We start from the raw sequence: 20,720 nt of genomic DNA, 5'->3' as shown, positions 1-20,720 counted from the left end.
ATGGCAACTACTGAATCTTTAAAACAACAGGTACAAACTACACAACAAAATCAAGTGGCAAATCAACCGAAACCTCAGACGATTGATGATTACATGAAGAAGATGGCACCGGCAATGGCACAAGCTTTACCAAAGCATATGGATATTGATCGTTTAACACGATTAGCAATGACAACAATCAGAACAACTCCTGCATTAAAAGATGCAGATGTAGGAAGTTTACTTGGAGCAGTGATGCAAGCAGCACAACTTGGATTAGAGCCTGGATTGATGGGTCATTGCTACTTACTACCTTTCAACAATAAAAATAAAGGTATCAAAGAAGTTCAGTTCATTATCGGATATAAAGGAATGATTGATCTAGCACGAAGAAGCGGTCATATCAAATCAATCTATGCACATGCAGTATATAGTAACGATGAATTTGATTATGAACTAGGATTAGAAAGCAAGTTAGTCCACAAACCGACTATAAACGCAGACAAAGGTGAGTTCGTTGGAGCATATGCAGTTGCACACTTTAAAGATGGAGGATATCAGTTCGAATTTATGAGTAAAGCGGACATTGAAAAGCGTAAAGGTAGAAGTAAAGCTGCTAACTCAAAATTCAGTCCTTGGACATCAGATTATGAAGAGATGGCCAAGAAAACTGTTGTTCGTCATATGTGGAAGTATTTGCCGATCAGCGTAGAAGTGCAGCAACAAGTTGCTTATGACGAAGGTACAGGTAAGGATATCAGCAAGATTAAAGACGTCACACCTGATGACACGATGCTTGAAGCACCAGACTATGAATTGCTGGATATCACAGATGAAAATACGGAGGGGTAAGACCCTCCATTCTTTTAGAAAGGAGTAAGTTAAATGGCAAAAAGAAAAAGCTTATCTAACAAAATTAGATTTGAAGTTTTTAAAAGAGACAACTTTACATGTCAGTATTGTGGTAATAAGGCGCCGGATATCGTGTTAAATGTAGATCACATTGAACCGGTTGCTAAAGGTGGCACAAATGACATTATGAACTTAATAACTTCATGTTTTGAATGTAACAGCGGAAAACGAGATAGAAAGCTAAGCGACACTGCAGTGATGGATAAACAGCATGATGAGTTGAAATTACTAAATGAGCGCAAACAACAAATTGAATTCATGATGCTATGGAAAGAAGAGTTGCTAGACCTTAAGAATATTGAAGCGAAAAAAGTAGCAGAATATTTCGAGAGAGTTTTTGAATGCACTGTCGAAACTCAAGGGCTTAAAAATATCAAATCTTGGCTGAGAAAATACTCAATGCAAGAATTGATGACTGCAATTGACGCAGCTTACGATGTTTACTATGACAAAGGAATTCAAATAGCTTTTGAAAAGGTTCCACGCATCGCATACTACAACAGGAATCCAGTAAAAACTTATATAAGAAACGCCAGTTATATCAGAGGGATTTTGAAGAATAGAGGACTTTACTACAATGATCGTCAATTAAAAGAACTAATGAAAGATTGGTATGAGCAAGTTGATGATGAACAGTATCAAGAAGTTATAGATGCTGCAGTTAATTCAACTAGTTGGACAAGATTCAGGGATGAAGTTCTAACCTTGATAGAGGAGGTTAAGGAATGAGTACACATAGATATTTGAATGTTAGCTTTTGGCAAGATGCATTTGTTTTAGATTTAACACCAGAAGAAAAGTATTTCTATATCTACCTGATGACTAATAGCAAAACGTCTCAGATAGGGATATATGAATTGCCTTCTAGAGTTATCGAACTAGAAACAGGTTACAATCGTGAAACTGTTGAGAAGTTATTAACTCGTTTCATTGAATACGGAAAGATTGAATATAACCAACCAACAAAAGAAATATATATCAGAAATTGGGCCAAATTTAATTGGAATAATTCAGAAAAGGTTATCACGCGAGTTAAGGCTGATCTGGAGAACGTAAAACATCAACCATTTGCAATAAAGTACGTTGATTATGTTAATTCTCTAGAGAAAAACAATAAAGTTATACAGTATCCATACAGTATAGATAGTCTATGGAAGAAAGAAAAAGAAAAGAAAGAAAAAGAAAAGGAAATTAAAGAAAAAGAAAACGAAAGAGAAACAACTCGTCCTTCGTCATTCGATATCTTCGAACAAGGTGGTTATGGCTACCTAGATCCAATAACAATGCAGAAGTTATTTGCTTGGATAGATGATTTTGGAGATGAAGGAGACTCTATCGTCAGCAAGGCATTAGATGTAGGTATTGAAGCAGGTATTAAAAACTATAAATATGTGAATGGCATATTAAGAAACTGGCATAACAAAGGATTTAAGACAACAGCTGAAATAGATGCTAATGAAATTGCTAGACAGACTAAGGATAACAATCAAGTTAAACCTAATGTGCAGACGACAAAACGTTCACCTGAAGAAATCGCAAGGCTTAAGGAACGTAACGAAAGAAACATGAGACAGATGTTAGGCGGTGAAGATGTTGAAATCATTACTGAATAGTGAACTTATGAAAGCAGTAGCAAATCGAGGTATTCCAGAAATCGAAGAGGAAACATGTGATAAATGCGGTACAAAGAACACATATAAAGTAAATGATGATGGAACACGTGAGCTAGTAATCAAATGTGACTGTCACCTTAGAGAGTTAGTAAGAGCAGATAAGAAACGAATGCAGCAAAGAAAGATTAACTATTACTTCAATCAATCGTTGATTAATCCGGATCTGAAAAAGGCGTCCTTCAAGAATAATGACATTGATCTCGAAAAAGCAAGTCCTGAAATATATAACGCTTATAAAGTAGCATCTAACTTCTGTAAAGAGTTCAGTAAACAAAATCCTAAAACAATCGTTATACAGGGTGATACAGGAACAGGCAAGTCATTCCTTGCATTTTCTATCGCTAGATATTTGAAAGACAAAGGTAATACAGTGCTTTTCATCGATAATGTTGAGCTTTTATCACTCATCAAAGCATCATTTAACAAAAAGAATGATGATACAGAAGAAAAAATCATGCGATTAGTTAGTGAAGTAGATTTATTAGTCCTGGATGATGTCGGTGCTAACAAGCAGACGGATTGGGCATGTGAGAAGTTGTATGAGATCACGAATAAGCGACAAGGCTTGAATACAATCTATACAACGAACTTAGACATCATTAATGAAATGCCATCAGATTTTATGCTGAAACGTGCTTATTCAAGAATATGCAATGGTGCAACGTTTTTAACATTAGATGGTGCAGACAGAAGAATGCAATAAACATACAAAAGGAGAAGTGAAACGAATGGAACTCAAGGAAATGAAAGAACTTGTGAAAAAAGAAGGTAATTTTAGAAGTCAGATTTATAAAGGTATCAGATATGAAATTGTTAGGCATGAGCACCTGGGTCATCTATGTGGCTATCTTCATTACACGCCTAAAAATGAGGGAGAAAGAGATATTATAGATAATGTTTTTCATAGAGGGATCACTTATGAGAATGATGGTGTTATCGGATTTGATTGTGCACACGCAACAGATTTATCACCAAAGAAAATCGAAATGGATGAAAAGTTTGGTTTAGGTACACCAACATTTCTAAATCCCAAATACAGAACGATGCAGTATGTTGAAGATATTCTTAAAAGAACAATCGACAAGCTAGTTGATAGAAAAAGCGAAAAGCAAGATTATAAATGGGATTTTGAGCAGTTAGAACAAATTAAAGATCAACAAAAAGAACAATCGAAAGAACAAGCAATTAAGGAATATGCAAAGCTACTTCATGATGAAAACTTTGTAGTTGTATCAAACGAAAGATTGCAGGAGTTGAAAATGAAAGAACGTGTGCTAAGTAAAATAGCTGGTCGCATGGTTTCTGCATTAGAAAATGTTGCGGAGGTGATCAAGCATGACTAAAGAACAAATCATGAGACGTCTTAACTGTACAGAAAAATATGCGCAACGAATGATTGACTGGGCATCAAATGAATTAGAGTTACGTGTTCTGGTAGCTCAAAAAGACCATGAGTTACAAACTCGAAAGGGGATTGAGGAATATGGACCAACAGAAACTGCGACAGCTTAAGACTAAAGTTAAGGAATTAAAAGTACAGGTCGTTATTGCTAGACATAACGTGAGGGCGTCAGAGGAAGATGTCGACAGAGTACAGTTTCTTGATTTTGCAGATTCAATGATTAAACAAATTAATGAAATGATGGAGGAAATGAAATGAGACGAATCAGAGTGATATTAGAAGGTAGATGGATTGTAGACAGTATTTTGCCAGAAGACGAAGTAGAACCTGTAGTAGATGCATGTAAGAAAGGTATGCGAGAAGGTGTAACCTGTTTGTTATTTGATATAAACAAATACATCAACCCATCAAAAATTGTAGCTATTGAAGTTAATGAGGTGAAAGCATGATAAACCGTGTAGTACTCGTAGGACGCTTAACAAAGGAGTGAAAATATGCCGCCTACTTTAGAAAAACAAGTAATGTATACACTGAAAATCGATAATAAGTATTTCAATGTAACAGGTAGAAAATTTACAAATAGAGGATATGTTCAATTGTGCGTAAAAAATCATCCACATGGAGACATAAATGGTTATGTATTTGAACATAGATTAATGATGGAAGTCGAATTAAATAGGTTCTTAAAAAAAGGTGAAGTGGTCCATCACATAAACGAAATAAAACATGACAATCGTATCGAAAATTTAAAATTAATGAGACAAGGCGAACACACAGCGCATCATCATATAGGAATGAAAAGAAGCATATCCACAAGAAGTTTATTATCTAAAAGACGGAAAGAAATGGATTTAACGAAAGAAAACCACCCTCAGTACAAACATGTGGATGTCGAAAAGATGATTGAATTAAGGGAAAAAGGATGGTCATACCCAAAAATCGGAAGAGAATTTAACTTACATCGCAAGACGGTAAGTAAAAAAATAAGAGAATATCAGGAGGCAAAAAATGATTAATCGAGTTGTGCTTGTAGGAAGGCTTACGGCTGATCCACAATATCGCGTAACACCATCAGGAGTTTCGGTAGCAACCTTTACACTTGCAATCAATCGTAACTTTACTAATGCGCAAGGTGAACGACAAGCTGATTTTATCAACTGTATCGTATTTCGTAAACAAGCCGAAAACGTAAATAACTATCTCAACAAAGGTTCATTAGCAGGAGTTGAAGGTCGTCTCCAATCACGCAGCTACGATAACAAAGAAGGACAGCGTGTATATGTTACAGAAGTGATTTGTGATAGCGTTCAGTTCCTAGAACCAAAGAATAGCCAAAATCAACAAAATAACAGCGTACAACAAGCGAATCATACTCAGACGAACAACAATAACCAAAATAACCAAAACGTCAACAGAGGGCAAAATAACGCAAATAACGGATACTCGCAACAACACGAAAATCCATTTGCGAATGCTGAACTATCTATTGAAAGTATGGATATCAATACGGATGATTTGCCCTTCTAATTTAATGTATTAAAGGAGTGATTCAAATGTCAAAATCAGAAGTCTATTACTTGAATTCGGATGTTGCAAAGCACTTTGATCAGCACTTTAAAGAAGCGGGATTCTATTCAGAAGAATATGCAATCCAGGAGTATCTATCGACCAAAGGTATTAAGGGATATGTCACACTCATGACCAGAGAAAAAGGTGGCATAAAAATAAAGATGTGCATCGATAGAGATGATAAGACCAGTAACAAGTTTAATGTTAATCAACTCAATCACAATATAAACCATGAATTATATGACCAAGGAGTGAACTTATGAGTTTACTAAATAGATTCAAACTTTATGACCAGAAGAAAGAATGGAAAGTTACAGTAATTCCATTAAGAGGACGTGATGGTTACAGACTTATTGGAATAGGAATTTTGAAACATGTACAAAAAGAAGTTACATCAGATGAACTTCAAGAATTCATAAACTTGCACAAACTTATGCGTGAAGAAGAGTTAGGGCAAGTAGAAATTTGGGATTTGATATGAAGATAAAGAAAATTAAAAGTGAGTTATTCGTATACGAGGTCGGCATCGATGATGTCGCTCGTATCGAACTAACAGATCATGGTTCAGATAAAACAATTATTTATAAAGTCGTGAAAGAAACTAAAGAAGAAACATACGCAGGTATGACAATACCACACACAGTTGAATATGAGTAAGGGGAGATACTTATGAAAGCTACACCGATGGGCCAGTACTGGATAGATAACAAACACCGTTCAAAGGTTAGTTATAACGCTTATAGAGAGCGAGTAGTCAAAAGAGGTATGACGTTTGAAGAAGCGATAACAAGTCCTAAAGAAAGATTTAACAATACTTCTGATGAATATAAAAAGTGGAGCGATATAGCAGTTGAAAATGGCATCAACAAGAACATATTCTGGCATCGTCATTTCACTTTCAAATGGTCGCTGAAAAAAGCAGCAACCACACCGATACGAAAGAGAAGAACTGTGGATAGCGGTAGACAGACTGTTATTCAAATGATTGAAGCAGGTGCACCTATTCCGAAGAAATACATTGAGCGTTATCCGGATCTATTTAACGCTAGGACAGGAGCCTGATTATGCAGTACGGAAATGTGAATATTGGTGCAAAAGTCAGATGGATTAGAAAACATAAAAGAATGTCACAACGTGAATTTGCTGAATCTATAGGAATATCTAAAAGTTATCTCGGCGATATCGAACTTAATAGAAAACGACACTTTACAGATACATTGAACAGTTTATGTAAGAAATTAAATATGACAATCGATGAACTGATAAACATCGATGAGAATGGAGAGATTTAATTATGGCAAAGACATTAAAAGGTTTAGTGATAACAGAGGTTGATCAAATCATTCATGAAACGAAAACGCTGAAAGAAGCAGCAACTAAAATTGGTGTGGCATATCAAACGTTACTGCAATTCAGAAGTGAAAATATGAAAGAATTCAAAAAGTTAAAGGCAGAAAGAGAGCAAGGACTTATTGTTGATGAAGTGCCAGTAGTTAAGACAAAGCCTGTAGAAAAGAATAAAGGAGCAAGCACTATTCCTGTTAATGATGTGGTTGATAAAGCAGAGCATCAGAAGATTGTCGATGACTTGCAAGTGAACTTGGCGTCAGTCACTGATGATAGAGATAAGCACAAAGAAGAAGTCACTAAATTGAATGCAGAACGTAATGACTTTATGAATAAAATTAAAGAACTTGAAGTAACAATTACGAAAAAAGATGAAGAGTTGCAGTTAAAAGAACTTCAAATCAAAGCTAAAGAACGTGATATTAAATCATTACAACATTCTTATGATCGTTTAGATAAAAAGAGTGCAGACGCGTTAAAGATGAATGATAGATTCTTAACATCGAAATATGAGAAAGAGTTAAATCAACACAAACGCACGATTGAAGTATCGGCTGAAGCGAACAAGAATTTGAAAGAATCGTTACAACGAGCGAATGAAGTGATTAAGGAGTACCAGGATAAAGAAACAGAATTAGTTACAAGCTATGAAAAGAGATTAGAAGAGAAACAAAATACTATTCAAAAGCTAGAAACTGATTTTGTAACATTAGAAAAATCATATGAGGCATTGATGTCGAAAACTGATAGTGTTTCAAACGCGAATTGGGAAAAAGGTCCTCATTTAACTTTCAATATTGATAGAAATAAATTAATCCAATCTCAATTATTAAGCGAGATTGAAAATAAAGAACTGGCTATAAAAAACATCAATCCACCATCGCATTATGCTCCAAACGGATTAGGTACAGATGTCATCGGATTCCTAGAATCTCAATTCAGCTATGAAGCGTATAAAGGTTTCATGATTGGTAACATCATTAAATATGCGACAAGAACAGGTCGTAAGGATGAAGAAATCAACGAACTTAAAAAGATTGTGGATTATGCAGACAGAATAATCAGCTTCTTAGAACGTGATAACAAAGTCGCTGATGCGAGATGATTAAGTTTTTAAGTTATAGCAAGTGGAGACAACTCTTCAATCATTACATGCGAAATAATTGGGAGACTGATAGTACTGATAACCATTACGGTACTATCTACTTCTCAGTTGATGCTGACGAAGAAAAGGGACATACCTATGTTGCATTAGACGTTGGATCAGAAGTCTATGTGGAGGAATTCGATTCAATGAACGACATGGAACGATTTTATGAAAATAAAGCTGATTACGTACCTGGATTGCAAGTAACTATATTTGATTGTGAGGTGCTACATGGATAAGTATAGAGACATGATGGTAGAACATGGCACAGGGTTAAGAAAGCAGCACACGAACTATGGATTTAAAGGCTCAGTTAATGAGTTCCTAGAATCAATTAGAAAATACAATAGTCCTTTTATTCAAGTATTCGAAAGGATTGACGGAGAGTTAGTGCTGCTATGGTCTAAAGATAATAAAGGATTGCTGCAGCAGGGAGAACAGATGGAGTTATTTTAAGGAGGAGAAAGTATGATACTGAAGTTTAGAATATTCGATAAAAAGAAAAAGCGTTTTTTAGACGATTTCACAATGGAAATTGATAGATATGGTATTCATGTACTAGATGAACTTAATTATGTGGTTGATGAAGATGATAGAGTACTCATGCAATCAACAGGACTTACCGACATTGGGGAAGATGAAGTATTTGAAGGTGATATCGTTTACGATGACTATTATGAACTATATGGTTTCGTTAAGTATGATGAAGGCAGTTTTGTACTCGAGTGGGACGGTGTGATAGAACCACTATCTGAACGTATTAATACGTTACCAGTAGTCGGCAACATTCACGAACATCCAGAGTTGTTGAACTAACCTAAGCAATAACCTAGAGTACCCTAAGTTTAAAATCGCAAGGAGGAAATGAGAGATGAGTAAAGACGAGAAAGAATATTATGTACTTTCTATACCATACGATTCAGCTTACGGAATTTATGACACGTTTCAACAAGCATTAGAAGAAGGAAACAGACCTGAAAATGAATGGCTTAAATTAATACTTTATAAAACTAAAATGAACAGAGCATTGAAAAGTGAGGACGTAATAGGACGATTCAGAGATGGAAAGTATATAAGTTCAGAAGAGTAACTCACAAGGAGGAATTGAGAGATGGAAATTAAATCAACAATTAGTGCAGAGCAATTAACAGAGGGAATTAGATATTATGGTGAGACAAGCGCAGATATGAGAGTTGTAGAACGTATCAATGAGTTGGACGACATATTGTGGGACGTGTGTGTTGACTTAGATAATTTGAGAATTGATTTAATTAATAGACATGAAGCGTCAGCTAAAGACATTCTTATAGCTATTGATAATTTACAAAGAAATATTAAAAGAACACTACCTTGTTTAGATTAACCGAAAGGAGAGAGGGATTGTGAAACACGTAATAAAGGTTGGTAAATCAAGATGGTACACAGAAGATAGATCTAAAGGATATACGACATTTAAAAGTAAAGCATACGTAACAGAAGATACACGAGAAGCTTTAATTATTGCTATCAAACATGACGGAGATGTTGAGATACTCGAAAAGGAGAATGAATGATGAGAAAAACACCATACAGAAAAGTATATTGGTCTGTGGTTGGCAAAAAACGCAAGTGGGATCATTGGAGAACTTTAGAATTCTTTTATATTCACTATAGATTGAGAAAAGGAGAATGACAATGACTAATATAGGAGATAATGTCAAACTCAAGAAATATGACGAAACTATCTACACAGTAGTAAATGTCGAAGATGAACATGTAAGAGTAATCAATAGTACAGGAACGCAGCTTATGCAAGTACGCAAAGATATTATTGATGTTGTCGAACAATCTATGGATTACAAACAACGTGCTGATGAACTTGAGAATCATGTTAAAAATTTAGAAATGGATTCTTACCTTTCGCGTGAACGAGCTGATATTTACAAAAATAAGGTTAGTGAACTTGAAAAGCGATGGAGTAAGTTGGTAGATGTTCTGAACAAAAAGTATGAGTATTACAAAGTTAGAGCTGATGATGAAAGTTTCGGACCTATTGAACAAGGTAAGTGGAAAATCGCAAAACATGAATTGATGATGGTCCTAAAAATTATGACTGATTTGAAACGAGGTGAAACTGAATGAAAATTATTTACTCACATAGCGACTGGAATGTAATTGATCCGCAGAATCAGATTGTTGAATCATTTTCAAACAAACAATGTGCTAAGGATTATCTGAAAGCATTAGAAGTACCATATAAAGAATTTTACAAAGTAAAAGAACATAAAGTGATGAGAAGAGAGGGATAAGTAATGATTAAAATGACAACGGAACTAATTAAAAAATGGGCAATAGACCGTAATTTAAACATAGCTGATCCGAATAAGCAAATGTTGAAATTAGTAGAAGAATTCGGGGAGCTAGGAGAAGGGATGGCGAAGGGTAAACCTGAACTTATCAAAGATGCATTAGGCGATATGTACGTGGTTATGACTATACTCGCAATGCAAATGAATATTGATATAAACGAGTGTATCGATATAGCTTACAACGAGATAAAGGATAGAAAAGGAAAGATGATTGATGGTGTGTTTGTGAAAGAATCTGATTTATAAATAAAAAAGGACTATTGATTTAGTCCTTTTTCTAATAATCGTCTGATTGCTTCATTTCGATTAGGTATTCTGTTCTCAAATTGGAAATCTTCAATTTCTTTCAACAATTCATTGGGTATTGTAACCAATACTTGTTTATTTTTAGTTTTATCAATCGCCATTAATATCACTCCTCAAATGCATTATAAGGTTATATAACCTATATTGCAATAACTAAGACAAAAGGATATAATAGTTATATGGGTTATATAAGTTATATAGGAGTGATGATCATGTTTAAATCAGAAAGTTTAACTGGTAAAAAGTTCGGGAAACTTACCGCTCATGAAAGAGAACATAGGAAAGGTAGGCAAACATATTATAGATGTACTTGCGAATGTGGTAATGAAAAATGGGTCAGAAAAGATAAATTAATCGGTAAGATTACTTTATCGTGTGGGTGCATTAAATATCCTAACATTATAGGAAAAACATTTGGTAGGTTAACAGCCATTGAAAGAATCGTTATAAATAATAAAGGTCATCATATCTGTAATTGCAATTGCGGAAATAGAAAGGTGGTACAAACTTACTTACTTGTAAATGGATATGTCAAATCATGCGGATGTATAGTTCAAGAAAAAAGCGACAACAAATATACTGATACAAGGCTTTACTCTATATATAAGGGTATGAAAAGTAGATGTTATCAAGAGAATAGTGTTAATTATTCTAGATATGGCGGTAGAGGTATTACTATTTGCGAAGAATGGTTAACTAGCTATTTTTCATTTCAAGATTGGGCTATCACAAATGGGTATGAATCCTCACTATCTATTGATCGGATTGATAATGATGGAGATTATGAGCCAAATAACTGCCGTTGGAGTAATGCCAAAGAGCAAGCTAGAAATACTAGGAGGAATATTAAAGTGGAATATAAAGGAGAAGAAAGAACTTTATCTGAAATTGCAGAGCTTACAGGATTGTCTGCCAGTGTAATTCGTTATAGACACAAACACAATATTGATTTTGATGAACCGCTTAAAACAGGAAAGAACGCTGAGAATCATGCAAGACAAAAACGTGGAACGTACTAAGGACAAAGCAAAGGCATCTTTAAACGTATTAAAGAACTTCCTGGGAGGTAGAAATGCAAAAGAAAACAAGTCAACGTAATAGAGGTAAATACTTGGAAACATTAATCGAACGATCCAATATTCAATACGATTTAAAAGATATAGCGACAATCAATAAGATTCCAACACCTATGACGCATAGGAGCAGGAACGGAAAGATATTTGATGCCAGGTATACCAAAAAATCAACAGTCGACTTTATCGGCATTTATAACGGAAAATTTATCGCATTTGATACAAAGCAGACATCACTGACCAATCTGCCATTTAAGAATATCGAGCAGCACCAGATTGAGTACTTGACCAAGACTCATGAAAAGGGTGGCATTTGCTTTATTCTTATCTTATTTACGAAGTTTAACGAGTTATATAGATTAGACATCCAAGAACTAAAGGAGCTCAAGGAAACGTTAAATAGAGCCAGTATTCCATATACCTGGTTTAAAGAAAATAAAAGACCAATAACAAGTAATAACGGAATCATCTACAACTACTTATAAAGGGGAACAATAAACCATGACTTATACGACCGAACAGATTAAAGATATCATCAATAATTATCCGATTTATATCAAAAGAATATTCGAATTAAAAAGAAGTTATTATGAAAATATTATGGGTGGTAATACAGCGTTATATGGCATTGAAGCAACGCTGCCAAAAGGTAATGGAAGTAATTCTGATCCAGTATTTAACGAGATTAATCGAATTCTTAAGACGGATAAGACAATTACAAGGCTTGAGAACAAAGTGAAATACATTCAAAATAGATGGGACAGAGTAATCGATGAAAGAATGGCAATCGTATTATCAGACAAACTATCAGGATATACAATATACGATTCAGCTGAAAAACTTGATTGCTCTCCTCAAAGAATCAGTCAGATTTTTAATGAAATTGCAGAACTATTGAAAGACTAAGTTATCCACAAATTTACTTTACTTATTTTCAAGATTATGAAAGGTTATAAAAATTCTCTATAATGGGAGGTAGGTCGGAGCGTAGTACACTACAATCATTCAAAAACTTGTTTTTGTACCTCGCACTGCATGAACCTAGCGGTTCTTCGTTTACTTTGCCATGAGTAATCTCCTTTCAAAAAATATGTATGGAAACCATCTAGTAATTTCTAGGTGGTTTTTGTATTATTAAACTGTACATGTAAATGTGCCATTAAATTTATAGGAGACGTGAAAATGGAAAAATCCAAAGTGTGTCAAATGTTACTATTCTTTAAACATCCAGAAAGTGCAAAAATGGGATTGTTAAGTGAAGAACAATTTTATGTTGATTTAGGTTACATGGTTCAAGAAGGTTATTTGGATGGCAATATCCATTTGGATAAAACGATGAGTCATCAATCTTTAAACTTCCACCTTACTCAAAAGGGTGAAAAGTTTTTAGAAGAACAATGCGAATAAATGTTACTTTATCACTCACTTAATCGTGGGTGTTTTTTAGTGCAATAAATTAACTGGATACTAGCGTTATAAAGATTGGTTACCCTTACTTCATCCAGTTTATACAAATAAATTAAAGCAATTAGCGTGTTAGGAAGTGATATATGAGATGGCAAGAATAACTAAATATGACACACATGTGGAACCGAGATTAGAAGAAGTATCAGCATGGTGTAGAGATGGCTATATCGATGAAGAAATAGCTAAAATGTTAGGAGTTGCTTATTCAACTTTTAAGGAATATAAAAAGTCTAAACCGGCTCTTTCGGACGCCTTAAAAAGAAATAAGACGATTGCTGATATACGTGTAGAAGAATCATTATATGAGAAAGCTACAAAGAGAACCATAGTCAAACAAGTTCCTCTGAAGTTGAAAAGAACATACATTGAAGATGGTTATGTACTTACTGAAGAGTATGTAGAGGTTACTGAAATTGAAGAAGAAATACCACCTGACACAACAGCGATGATATTCTGGCTTAAGAATCGTAAACCTAATGAGTGGAGAGATAAGCGAGATATAGAGCATAGCGGCGAGATAACGAATAATGTCAATGCTCTTAATAACTTATCGGAAGACGAACTTAGAAAACTTGCTAATTTAGGTGGTGGTTAAGTTGAATTTAACCGATGAACAAAAAAGGGCGTTAGCTGAACAAGCTAAGTTAGAACTATCGAGACGATATTATAAAGATTACGTTGTTACTGTACATCATGGATCATATCAGCATTTTAGACATACCGAATTGATATGCAATGAGTTACAACCTATAGCAGATGGAGAACAACGATATTTATTAATTGAAATGCCACCTCGACATGGTAAATCAATGACAGTGACGGAATCATTTCCGTCTTTTTTTATTGGGAAGAATCCTGGTAAACGTGTTATTGCAGCAGCGTATTCTGATAGTCTTGCAAGAAAGTTTGGTCGACTTAATCGGAATAAATTGCAAGAGTTCGGTGATAGAGTGTTTGGCGAAAAGATATCAGACGAAAAGAGTGCTGCTAATAACTGGGGCATATCCGGTTCAAGAGGTGGAATGATTGCAACGGGTATCGGTGGTTCAATAACCGGTGAAGGTGCAGACTTGATGATTATTGATGATCCAATCAAGAATAACGAAGAAGCTCAATCTCCAACAATCAGAGAAAAGATTTGGTCTGAATGGGAATCTACTTTATCTACTCGTTTGCATAAAGGAGCATCGGTTATTGTTGTTATGACACGATGGCATGAAGATGACCTTATTGGTCGTTTGTTAGATAAGAGTCCATATAATTGGACGCGATTAAGATTACCTGCAATAGCAGAAGATGATGACGATTTACTTGGACGTGAAGAAGGTGAGGCGCTTTGTCCGGAACTTGGGTACGATGAATCATGGGCAGACCTTAAGAAACGAGAAGTCGGAAGTAAGACATGGGCATCACTTTACCAACAACGACCGTCTCCAGGAGAAGGTACGTTATTTAATCGCAGTTGGTGGAAGTACTATACAACACCGCCATCTCGGTTTGATAATCAATTAATCAGTTGGGATTTAACATTTAAGGACGCGGATACATCTGACTATGTTGTCGGTCAAGTATGGGGCAAAGTCGGTGCTGATATGTACTTGTTAGATCAAGTAAGAGGGAAGATGGATTTCCCAACTGCTGTACAGGCGGTTAGGTCACTAGCTAAAAAGTATTCACGTATTAGAACGATATTGATTGAGGACAAAGCAAATGGTCCAGCGGTTATTTCAACGCTTAAACGAGAGATTAGTGGTATCATACCTGTCAATCCTGAAGGCGGTAAGGTCGTAAGAGCACAAGCGATTACGCCTTATTTAGAAGCGGGCAATGTTTATCTGCCTGCGAATGCAGCTTTCACTAGTGATTTAGTAGAAGAATCAGCAGTATTTCCAAACGGTAAACACGATGACCAAGTAGATGCAATGACACAAGCTTTAAATAGATTCGGTCAAAAACGACCAGCCGGAATAATAACAAGTAACGCATGGTAAAGGAGGGCGACAATGAACGAGTGGAAGAAGTTTGATAAAGATTTTATAAAGAAAAAGCATGATGACATGTATTTCTATCGTGATTTATACGATGGTAAACATGCAAATATCTTTCCTAGAGCCAAAGAGTTAATCAGTAAAGGCGAGATAATTGATATCTTACAATATGGAGAGTACAACGCTAAGAACGTAATGACACCTTATCTCATGCTTAACATCTGTAAAATTATCGTTGATACACCTTCACTGTTAATCAGTCGAGGGATTGGTAAGGTAAAGACTAACTTCCCGAATAAGGAAGAGTTAGCAAATGATACAACGACAGAAGAAGCGAAAATGATTGAGGGAACAGTTGATAATTCATACAACAGTGAAGTCATTGACTTGCAGCAAGAGACGATAGACCAGATTGTTAAGAACTCAAAGATTGATCATAAGATGAACATCACTCAATTATTAGTTGATGGTGGTATCGTAGCTGTCCCTTCTATGATTAACGGACAGTTAAAGCTGATGTTCAAGGAGCGTAATGTTTATTATCCTCATGATGATGGTCATGGATATGATTTAGTATATGAGTTACCTCAGACTGAAGAAGAGAAAGAAGCGGGTATTGATTACGTCCATATTTATACTGAACGTGAAGATGAGGACAGACTTCTTATACTTCATAAGTTATTCAGAAGAAATGGTGAATCTCAACTTGAAGAGGTAGAGGATTTATCTTTTATTCAAGAAAAAATAGGTATCGAACAGTTATATCAAGAGTTTGAAGGACGTAAGCGTTCGTTTATAGCTTATCTTGCGAATAATGCAACGTTCTATAATAAGCTAGGTTCATCTGAACTTAAAGGACTTGCAGGGCGACAAGATGAAGTGAACTGGACCTTAACTAGAGCATCACAAACATTTGAGCGTAATGGTAAGCCACGTATCAGTATTACAAGTGAAACAATGGATACTTTACGAAGAATTGCAGCGGATAGATATGGCGATGAAAACAAGATTGATCATAGAGATTTAGAGATACAAGAAATCGGGGAGAATGGTCAAGTCATGCAGATACATCAGATTGATGTCGATAAAATAGGTGATATGGCTTATCTTAAAGACATTATTAGAGGGATGTTAGCAGAAACACAGACATCACAAGCAGCAATGGAATTTGTAAGAACAGATACTGCAAGTCCACAGTCTGGTGTAGCAAAATTCTATGACTTACTTGTATCTTTGATGAAAGCAGAACAAATCAGAAATGATTATGTTGAATTTCTTAAGAAGTTATTCGAGAGTGCCTTATGGTTAGCGAATAAAGAGAACGACAGTATCATCATTGAAGAGCCTAACATCACAGTTCAAGCGATGATTCCGGTGCCAGAAAAGGAAATCACTGATGCGAATATTGCGAAGTACAATGCTAAAGTTCAATCGCTTGAAGAGACAGTGAGACTGAATAATCCTGATAAGACAGATGAATGGGTGTATGAAGAGGTTGAACGTATTAAATCTGAATCGACATCTCAAGACAGTATGAGCGTATTAAATGGCAATAATACGTTGAATAACTTCTTAAACAATAGACAACCGGATGGAACACCGCTCGATGAATTAGGAAATCCAATCAAGGAGTGATTAGATGAACGCTGAACAATTAACATTGCTGATTGATGAATTGAAGAAGCACATTGTATCACTCCTGCATAATACTGATCATTTAAAAGATAGTGATGTACAAAAAACATTACTGACAATCAATAAAATATTTGATGAACTAGGACTTACTGTTCAAGAGGTGTTACCTGTTGAATTAGCGAAGTCCTATTTTATTGCGATTGATGAAGCTACAGAAGATTTACAAGAGAAAGGTATTCAGTTAAATGGTCGAGCTATTGTTGATAGTGTAGTGCAGGCAGACTTTAAGACACAAGCTAACGTTGAAGCATTATCGAATATCGTTACTGATGCGATGTTAGACATGCAAGCAGCAATTAGAACCGCTAAAGAAAACTTTAATAATAGTTATATACAGACATTAGAAGCAGTCAGAAGTGATATAAGCAAAGGGATTTTAGATGGCAACAATCGTGAAGCAATCATAAAGCGCGTATCAGATACATTCCTACAAGACGGATTTACTTCGTTTAAGACTGTAGATGGTAAGCAGTTACCTTTGGACTTCTACTCACGTACAGTTGTCAGAACGAAAATGAGGACAGCAACGAATCATGGTCATCTAACTAGATATGAAGAAGCGGGTGTCAATCTCGTAACGATAACTGGAAGAGAGCCTACCTGTGGCGTATGTGCCAGATATCGTAACCATGTTTTCAGCATTGACGGAGAAGATAAACGATTCCCACATATCAATGTATACGAACTATTTCCATTGCATCCGAATTGCGAATGCCGTATCAGACCATTCGTAATTGAATATAAAAGTCAGTCTGAAATCAATAAAGCTGTTGTCAAAGCGAAGTCATTTAATCCTGATATTGATCCAAGAGCACAGAAACAAAAAGATGCATACAAACAAGACCAGGATAAGAAACGTATCGCAAGACAAGAAGATAAGCACTACATGAAGATGAAAGCGATATTAGGTGATAAAGCGCCGAAGAATATTGGTGCATATCGAAATATCAAGCGTAATAATCCGAGTAAGTTTGAAGAGTTACGACAACAAATGAAAGGTGTTGTTAAAGATGAAAACAGTAAAACTGGATAGTTATAAAAAGTTTACACCTCAAAATTTAGCAGATGAATTGCAAAATGCGATTGATGAGTATGATGTCGAGGATGTCATCATCATTTATAGAGATAAGGAAAAGAACATTGGTTTAATGCTTTCAGATATAACTAAGACCGAAGCTGTTGGGATGTTAGAGATGACCAAGATGAGAATATTTAATTACTAAAAGGAGTGAGTGAAATGGAACAGCATGATAAAATTTATGATTTAACAACTGTAGTAGATGTCGAAATTACCAAATTTGTGAATGAAGCATTTGATTTAGCAGTATCTAAAGCGAAGAACGTACACCAATTAAAGCAATATGATTTACATAGTGCAGTTGGTTCAAGAGAAATGAATGTACCTAGCGAAATTAATGAATGGTTATGGTGTGAAGCTGATACAAGATTTAAACGAAAAATATTTAATTACATCGCTGAATTGCCTGTTAATTAATTATCCGTCCTAGACATGACGTTAAAAGGTCTCTTTATTATGGATATCTTTAAAACTCACGTCCAGAAAGGAAAAGTGATCACTTAAGTATCTCATGATGGTGGTATTCCATCAGGTCTTGTGAGTGACATCATACTCACGCGTCCAGCTTATCGACGCTATAAATGTAAGTGTCGTTCGCTTGTACGTCAACAAGCTAGTCAATCGCTGACTTTACAGCGTAATAAAATGTAGACGAAAAGAGGAGAATTAATATGGAACGTAAAGATTTAACGGAATTAGGCATTGAAGCAGAAGCAGTTGATAAAATCATGGAAATGTACGGTAAAGATGTCAATCCAATTAAGCAAGAAAATGAATCATTGAAAGCAGAAGTGAAATCTTTTAAAGAGCAAGTAGCTGATCGTGATAACCAACTTGATGAAATTAAAACTAAAGTTGGTGATGCTGAAGCATTAAACGCAACGATTGATTCATTGAAACAAGCTAATAAGGATAAGGACGAAGCACATCAGAATTTAGTGAATCAAGTGAAATTGGATTATGAAATTAAATTAGCATTAAACGAAGCCGGTGCAAAAAATGAAAGAGCAGTTAAAGCTTTAATAGACTTAGACACTGTAAAAATTAATGAAGACGGGCAGTTAATCGGTCTAAACGAGCAATTAACTAATCTGAAATCAACTGACGACTATTTATTTAATTGTCCAATCAATCCTAAAGACAAAGATATTAATAACGATCCGGAAAAGCCACCTAACAACCTTAATCCTGGAGGACAACAAGGAAATGGTGGTAAAGACCCAGACTTATCTGAAGTCGGAAAAGCACATGCAAAACGATTATTTAATAAAGATTAAGGAGGAAAATTAAATGAATTTAAGACCAAAAGTGAGCGCTCAATATAATAATGCTCCTACAGCATTCCGCGATTTTAAAGCAGTAGAATGGAAAGTGGGTAACGCAGTATTAGACGCTTCTAAACTTAAAAAAGGCCAAGTGATTAAACCTTTTACTGCTATTTTCTTAAATGAATCTACTGGTTTATTTGAATTAGTGGCAAGCGATACACCAGCAACAATGAAAGGTGCATTAATTACAGGTTCAGAAGAAGTAGTTATCGAAGATACTACTACAAATGAATTAGTATCAGCTATCCGTAAAGCATCTCTTATTGAAGAGCGTTGCACAGGTGTAACTGCAAACTTTAAAACAGCAACTCAAGGAAGATTAACGTTTGACGTTTAATCAATATAAAACTAGGAGGGAATTAAATGGTATTAGAGATTAAAGAATTTGAACAACCGGCATTACAAGCATTTATCGCTGAAGCGCCGATTACTAAAGAACATAGACTTGCTAAATGTTATCCTGTTGAGCAAGTTGATGAGATTTCAAGCGTATACGACTTAGTGACAAACCAAAAGATTGTTGCAGGTTCTATCGTTGGATTTAACGCAGGTACTCCTGTAAGAACTAAAGGAGAAGCGAAACAAGCAGTGGCGAAATTAACTAAAATCGCTCACGCATATCACTTAGATGAAGAAGATATGTTTAAGTTCCGCAATCCACGTAATGACGAAGAGCGTCAGCGCATTATCGATCGTACATTACTAAGCACAGCTGAATTATCTGAAGGTATTGAAGATACTAAAGAATTGATTCGAGCTGAATTAACATATCGTGGTCGTTTCAATTATGAAGATAAACGTGACAACGTTAAGATTCAGTTTGAATTAGAACGTCCTGATGGGAATGACATGACTGCCACTACAAAATGGTCTGACACTGCTAACTCAACACCGTTATCTGACATTGAAGCGGCAATTGCTCAGTATAAGTTAACTAATGGTAACAAAGAACCAGGTTACATTGTTATGACTGAAGCTACTTATGCATTATTCAAACGTTCTAAACAGGTTAAAGACGAATTATATCGTGATGGATTACAACCTCGTATCATCAAAGATGGTGAAATTGCTGATTTATTCGAATCTAATGGTTATCCAGCACTAGAACTTGAAAAAGGTTTCACTACTTTAGAGAACGCTGACGGTACAACTTATGATGTTGCACACTTAGAAGACAACAAATTTGTTTTGCATGCTGCGATTATGGGTGCTACGTTAAGTGGTCCTGCTGCTGAAAATAACTTCGCTAAAGGTAAGTTTGCTTATCGTGTTATTTCTCAAGATCCAATCGGAGAAAAAACAATCGTTGGTGAAGTAACATTACCTGTTTCTAAAAACTTTAATGGAAATGTAATTGTGACTGTCTAATTTAGACAGTCTTATTTATTAAATAATAGGAGGACTTAAA

The 20,720-nt window shown here is 35.3% G+C and carries 39 protein-coding genes; 38 read left to right on the top strand and 1 reads right to left on the bottom strand.

All coding sequences use genetic code 11. The annotated features are described in order from the left end of the window. The 25 genes from recT (at position 1) to KYI10_06240 (ending at position 10,623) form a co-directional block, all read left to right on the top strand. Positions 1 to 831, top strand: coding sequence for a recombination protein RecT (recT, locus tag KYI10_06360; protein ID QYA32021.1), 831 nt, complete (start codon positions 1 to 3; stop codon positions 829 to 831). 33 nt (positions 832 to 864) lie between these two features. Then, positions 865 to 1,620: an HNH endonuclease gene (locus tag KYI10_06355; protein ID QYA32020.1), complete on the top strand. Its 756-nt coding sequence runs from the start codon at positions 865 to 867 to the stop codon at positions 1,618 to 1,620. After that, positions 1,617 to 2,504 carry a DnaD domain protein gene (locus tag KYI10_06350; GenBank protein ID QYA32019.1) on the top strand — a complete coding sequence of 296 codons (888 nt, stop codon included), beginning with the start codon at positions 1,617 to 1,619 and terminating at the stop codon, positions 2,502 to 2,504. Before KYI10_06355 ends, KYI10_06350 begins: the two co-directional genes overlap by 4 nt. Next, positions 2,482 to 3,267 carry an ATP-binding protein gene (locus KYI10_06345; protein ID QYA32018.1) on the top strand — a complete coding sequence of 262 codons (786 nt, stop codon included), beginning with the start codon at positions 2,482 to 2,484 and terminating at the stop codon, positions 3,265 to 3,267. Before KYI10_06350 ends, KYI10_06345 begins: the two co-directional genes overlap by 23 nt. A gap of 25 nt (positions 3,268 to 3,292) precedes the next feature. Further along, positions 3,293 to 3,907, top strand: coding sequence for a hypothetical protein (locus KYI10_06340; protein ID QYA32017.1), 615 nt, complete (start codon positions 3,293 to 3,295; stop codon positions 3,905 to 3,907). Next, a complete protein-coding gene (locus tag KYI10_06335) occupies positions 3,900 to 4,076 on the top strand; it encodes a hypothetical protein (protein QYA32016.1) in 177 nt (58 codons plus the stop codon). The genes KYI10_06340 and KYI10_06335 overlap by 8 nt, the downstream gene beginning before the upstream one ends. Further along, positions 4,048 to 4,224: a hypothetical protein gene (locus KYI10_06330; protein QYA32015.1), complete on the top strand. Its 177-nt coding sequence runs from the start codon at positions 4,048 to 4,050 to the stop codon at positions 4,222 to 4,224. The genes KYI10_06335 and KYI10_06330 overlap by 29 nt, the downstream gene beginning before the upstream one ends. Then, positions 4,221 to 4,415 carry a hypothetical protein gene (locus KYI10_06325; GenBank protein QYA32014.1) on the top strand — a complete coding sequence of 65 codons (195 nt, stop codon included), beginning with the start codon at positions 4,221 to 4,223 and terminating at the stop codon, positions 4,413 to 4,415. The genes KYI10_06330 and KYI10_06325 overlap by 4 nt, the downstream gene beginning before the upstream one ends. Before the next feature lie 45 nt (positions 4,416 to 4,460). Then, positions 4,461 to 4,982 carry an HNH endonuclease gene (locus KYI10_06320; protein ID QYA32013.1) on the top strand — a complete coding sequence of 174 codons (522 nt, stop codon included), beginning with the start codon at positions 4,461 to 4,463 and terminating at the stop codon, positions 4,980 to 4,982. After that, the gene (ssb, locus tag KYI10_06315) at positions 4,975 to 5,493 is read left to right on the top strand and encodes a single-stranded DNA-binding protein (protein QYA32012.1); all 519 of its coding nucleotides are present in this window, start codon (positions 4,975 to 4,977) and stop codon (positions 5,491 to 5,493) included. The genes KYI10_06320 and ssb overlap by 8 nt, the downstream gene beginning before the upstream one ends. 26 nt (positions 5,494 to 5,519) lie before the next feature. Next, positions 5,520 to 5,798 carry a hypothetical protein gene (locus KYI10_06310; GenBank protein ID QYA32011.1) on the top strand — a complete coding sequence of 93 codons (279 nt, stop codon included), beginning with the start codon at positions 5,520 to 5,522 and terminating at the stop codon, positions 5,796 to 5,798. Further along, positions 5,795 to 6,016, top strand: coding sequence for a hypothetical protein (locus KYI10_06305; GenBank protein QYA32010.1), 222 nt, complete (start codon positions 5,795 to 5,797; stop codon positions 6,014 to 6,016). The genes KYI10_06310 and KYI10_06305 overlap by 4 nt, the downstream gene beginning before the upstream one ends. Then, complete coding sequence (locus KYI10_06300; GenBank protein QYA32009.1) at positions 6,013 to 6,192, top strand: hypothetical protein; 180 nt, start codon at positions 6,013 to 6,015, stop codon at positions 6,190 to 6,192. Before KYI10_06305 ends, KYI10_06300 begins: the two co-directional genes overlap by 4 nt. A gap of 12 nt (positions 6,193 to 6,204) precedes the next feature. Continuing rightward, on the top strand, positions 6,205 to 6,597 hold the full coding sequence (locus KYI10_06295) for a hypothetical protein (GenBank protein QYA32008.1): 393 nt from the start codon (positions 6,205 to 6,207) through the stop codon (positions 6,595 to 6,597). A 2-nt stretch (positions 6,598 to 6,599) separates the two neighbouring features. After that, positions 6,600 to 6,827 carry a helix-turn-helix transcriptional regulator gene (locus KYI10_06290; protein ID QYA32007.1) on the top strand — a complete coding sequence of 76 codons (228 nt, stop codon included), beginning with the start codon at positions 6,600 to 6,602 and terminating at the stop codon, positions 6,825 to 6,827. Between the two features lie 2 nt (positions 6,828 to 6,829). Next, positions 6,830 to 7,987, top strand: a complete 1,158-nt coding sequence (locus KYI10_06285) for a DUF3310 domain-containing protein (GenBank protein ID QYA32006.1) — start codon at positions 6,830 to 6,832, stop codon at positions 7,985 to 7,987. Further along, positions 7,984 to 8,268, top strand: coding sequence for a hypothetical protein (locus KYI10_06280; protein QYA32005.2), 285 nt, complete (start codon positions 7,984 to 7,986; stop codon positions 8,266 to 8,268). Before KYI10_06285 ends, KYI10_06280 begins: the two co-directional genes overlap by 4 nt. After that, on the top strand, positions 8,261 to 8,485 hold the full coding sequence (locus KYI10_06275; GenBank protein ID QYA32004.1) for a hypothetical protein: 225 nt from the start codon (positions 8,261 to 8,263) through the stop codon (positions 8,483 to 8,485). Before KYI10_06280 ends, KYI10_06275 begins: the two co-directional genes overlap by 8 nt. A gap of 12 nt (positions 8,486 to 8,497) precedes the next feature. Further along, positions 8,498 to 8,845 carry a YopX family protein gene (locus tag KYI10_06270; protein ID QYA32003.1) on the top strand — a complete coding sequence of 116 codons (348 nt, stop codon included), beginning with the start codon at positions 8,498 to 8,500 and terminating at the stop codon, positions 8,843 to 8,845. 55 nt (positions 8,846 to 8,900) lie between these two features. Beyond that, positions 8,901 to 9,119, top strand: coding sequence for a hypothetical protein (locus tag KYI10_06265; GenBank protein QYA32002.1), 219 nt, complete (start codon positions 8,901 to 8,903; stop codon positions 9,117 to 9,119). Between the two features lie 21 nt (positions 9,120 to 9,140). Next, positions 9,141 to 9,392, top strand: coding sequence for a hypothetical protein (locus KYI10_06260; GenBank protein ID QYA32001.1), 252 nt, complete (start codon positions 9,141 to 9,143; stop codon positions 9,390 to 9,392). 19 nt (positions 9,393 to 9,411) lie between these two features. Continuing rightward, a complete protein-coding gene (locus tag KYI10_06255) occupies positions 9,412 to 9,582 on the top strand; it encodes a hypothetical protein (GenBank protein ID QYA32000.1) in 171 nt (56 codons plus the stop codon). A gap of 121 nt (positions 9,583 to 9,703) precedes the next feature. Further along, on the top strand, positions 9,704 to 10,150 hold the full coding sequence (locus KYI10_06250) for a hypothetical protein (GenBank protein ID QYA31999.2): 447 nt from the start codon (positions 9,704 to 9,706) through the stop codon (positions 10,148 to 10,150). After that, a complete protein-coding gene (locus KYI10_06245; GenBank protein QYA31998.1) occupies positions 10,147 to 10,317 on the top strand; it encodes a hypothetical protein in 171 nt (56 codons plus the stop codon). The genes KYI10_06250 and KYI10_06245 overlap by 4 nt, the downstream gene beginning before the upstream one ends. A gap of 3 nt (positions 10,318 to 10,320) precedes the next feature. After that, positions 10,321 to 10,623: a MazG-like family protein gene (locus KYI10_06240; GenBank protein QYA31997.1), complete on the top strand. Its 303-nt coding sequence runs from the start codon at positions 10,321 to 10,323 to the stop codon at positions 10,621 to 10,623. A gap of 11 nt (positions 10,624 to 10,634) precedes the next feature. Here KYI10_06240 and KYI10_06235 read toward each other — a convergent pair whose 3' ends face one another. Next, a complete protein-coding gene (locus KYI10_06235) occupies positions 10,635 to 10,784 on the bottom strand; it encodes a ribbon-helix-helix domain-containing protein (GenBank protein QYA31996.1) in 150 nt (49 codons plus the stop codon). Positions 10,785 to 10,895: 111 nt separating this feature from the next. On the opposite strand from KYI10_06235, the gene KYI10_06230 reads away from it, so the two are divergent. The 13 genes from KYI10_06230 (at position 10,896) to KYI10_06170 (ending at position 20,680) form a co-directional block, all read left to right on the top strand. After that, positions 10,896 to 11,702 (top strand): hypothetical protein, encoded by an 807-nt coding sequence (locus KYI10_06230; protein ID QYA31995.1) that lies wholly within the window; start codon positions 10,896 to 10,898, stop codon positions 11,700 to 11,702. 53 nt (positions 11,703 to 11,755) lie between these two features. Then, complete coding sequence (locus KYI10_06225; protein QYA31994.1) at positions 11,756 to 12,241, top strand: Holliday junction resolvase RecU; 486 nt, start codon at positions 11,756 to 11,758, stop codon at positions 12,239 to 12,241. A gap of 16 nt (positions 12,242 to 12,257) precedes the next feature. After that, a complete protein-coding gene (locus KYI10_06220; GenBank protein ID QYA31993.1) occupies positions 12,258 to 12,662 on the top strand; it encodes a hypothetical protein in 405 nt (134 codons plus the stop codon). A gap of 276 nt (positions 12,663 to 12,938) precedes the next feature. Further along, positions 12,939 to 13,163 carry a hypothetical protein gene (locus KYI10_06215; protein QYA31992.1) on the top strand — a complete coding sequence of 75 codons (225 nt, stop codon included), beginning with the start codon at positions 12,939 to 12,941 and terminating at the stop codon, positions 13,161 to 13,163. A 148-nt stretch (positions 13,164 to 13,311) separates the two neighbouring features. Further along, a complete protein-coding gene (locus tag KYI10_06210; protein ID QYA31991.1) occupies positions 13,312 to 13,818 on the top strand; it encodes a transposase in 507 nt (168 codons plus the stop codon). Between the two features lies 1 nt (position 13,819). Next, complete coding sequence (gene terL, locus KYI10_06205; protein QYA31990.1) at positions 13,820 to 15,214, top strand: phage terminase large subunit; 1,395 nt, start codon at positions 13,820 to 13,822, stop codon at positions 15,212 to 15,214. A gap of 12 nt (positions 15,215 to 15,226) precedes the next feature. Next, positions 15,227 to 16,846: a hypothetical protein gene (locus KYI10_06200; protein QYA31989.1), complete on the top strand. Its 1,620-nt coding sequence runs from the start codon at positions 15,227 to 15,229 to the stop codon at positions 16,844 to 16,846. Positions 16,847 to 16,850: 4 nt separating this feature from the next. Continuing rightward, entirely contained in the window at positions 16,851 to 17,939 is a 1,089-nt protein-coding gene (locus KYI10_06195) for a phage minor capsid protein (GenBank protein QYA31988.1), read from the top strand. Beyond that, the gene (locus KYI10_06190; GenBank protein ID QYA31987.1) at positions 17,917 to 18,129 is read left to right on the top strand and encodes a hypothetical protein; all 213 of its coding nucleotides are present in this window, start codon (positions 17,917 to 17,919) and stop codon (positions 18,127 to 18,129) included. Before KYI10_06195 ends, KYI10_06190 begins: the two co-directional genes overlap by 23 nt. Positions 18,130 to 18,134: 5 nt before the next feature. Continuing rightward, positions 18,135 to 18,401: a hypothetical protein gene (locus KYI10_06185; GenBank protein QYA31986.2), complete on the top strand. Its 267-nt coding sequence runs from the start codon at positions 18,135 to 18,137 to the stop codon at positions 18,399 to 18,401. Between the two features lie 254 nt (positions 18,402 to 18,655). Next, complete coding sequence (locus KYI10_06180) at positions 18,656 to 19,261, top strand: phage scaffolding protein (protein ID QYA31985.1); 606 nt, start codon at positions 18,656 to 18,658, stop codon at positions 19,259 to 19,261. 13 nt (positions 19,262 to 19,274) lie between these two features. Beyond that, positions 19,275 to 19,649 carry a hypothetical protein gene (locus KYI10_06175; protein ID QYA31984.1) on the top strand — a complete coding sequence of 125 codons (375 nt, stop codon included), beginning with the start codon at positions 19,275 to 19,277 and terminating at the stop codon, positions 19,647 to 19,649. 26 nt (positions 19,650 to 19,675) lie between these two features. After that, positions 19,676 to 20,680 carry a major capsid protein gene (locus KYI10_06170; GenBank protein QYA31983.1) on the top strand — a complete coding sequence of 335 codons (1,005 nt, stop codon included), beginning with the start codon at positions 19,676 to 19,678 and terminating at the stop codon, positions 20,678 to 20,680. The last annotated feature ends 40 nt before the right edge of the window (positions 20,681 to 20,720 follow it).

It is taken from the genome of Macrococcus sp. 19Msa1099 (assembly GCA_019357535.2).
Lineage (GTDB): Bacteria > Bacillota > Bacilli > Staphylococcales > Staphylococcaceae > Macrococcoides > Macrococcoides psychrotolerans.
This window is presented reverse-complemented; position numbering and strand designations above follow the sequence as displayed.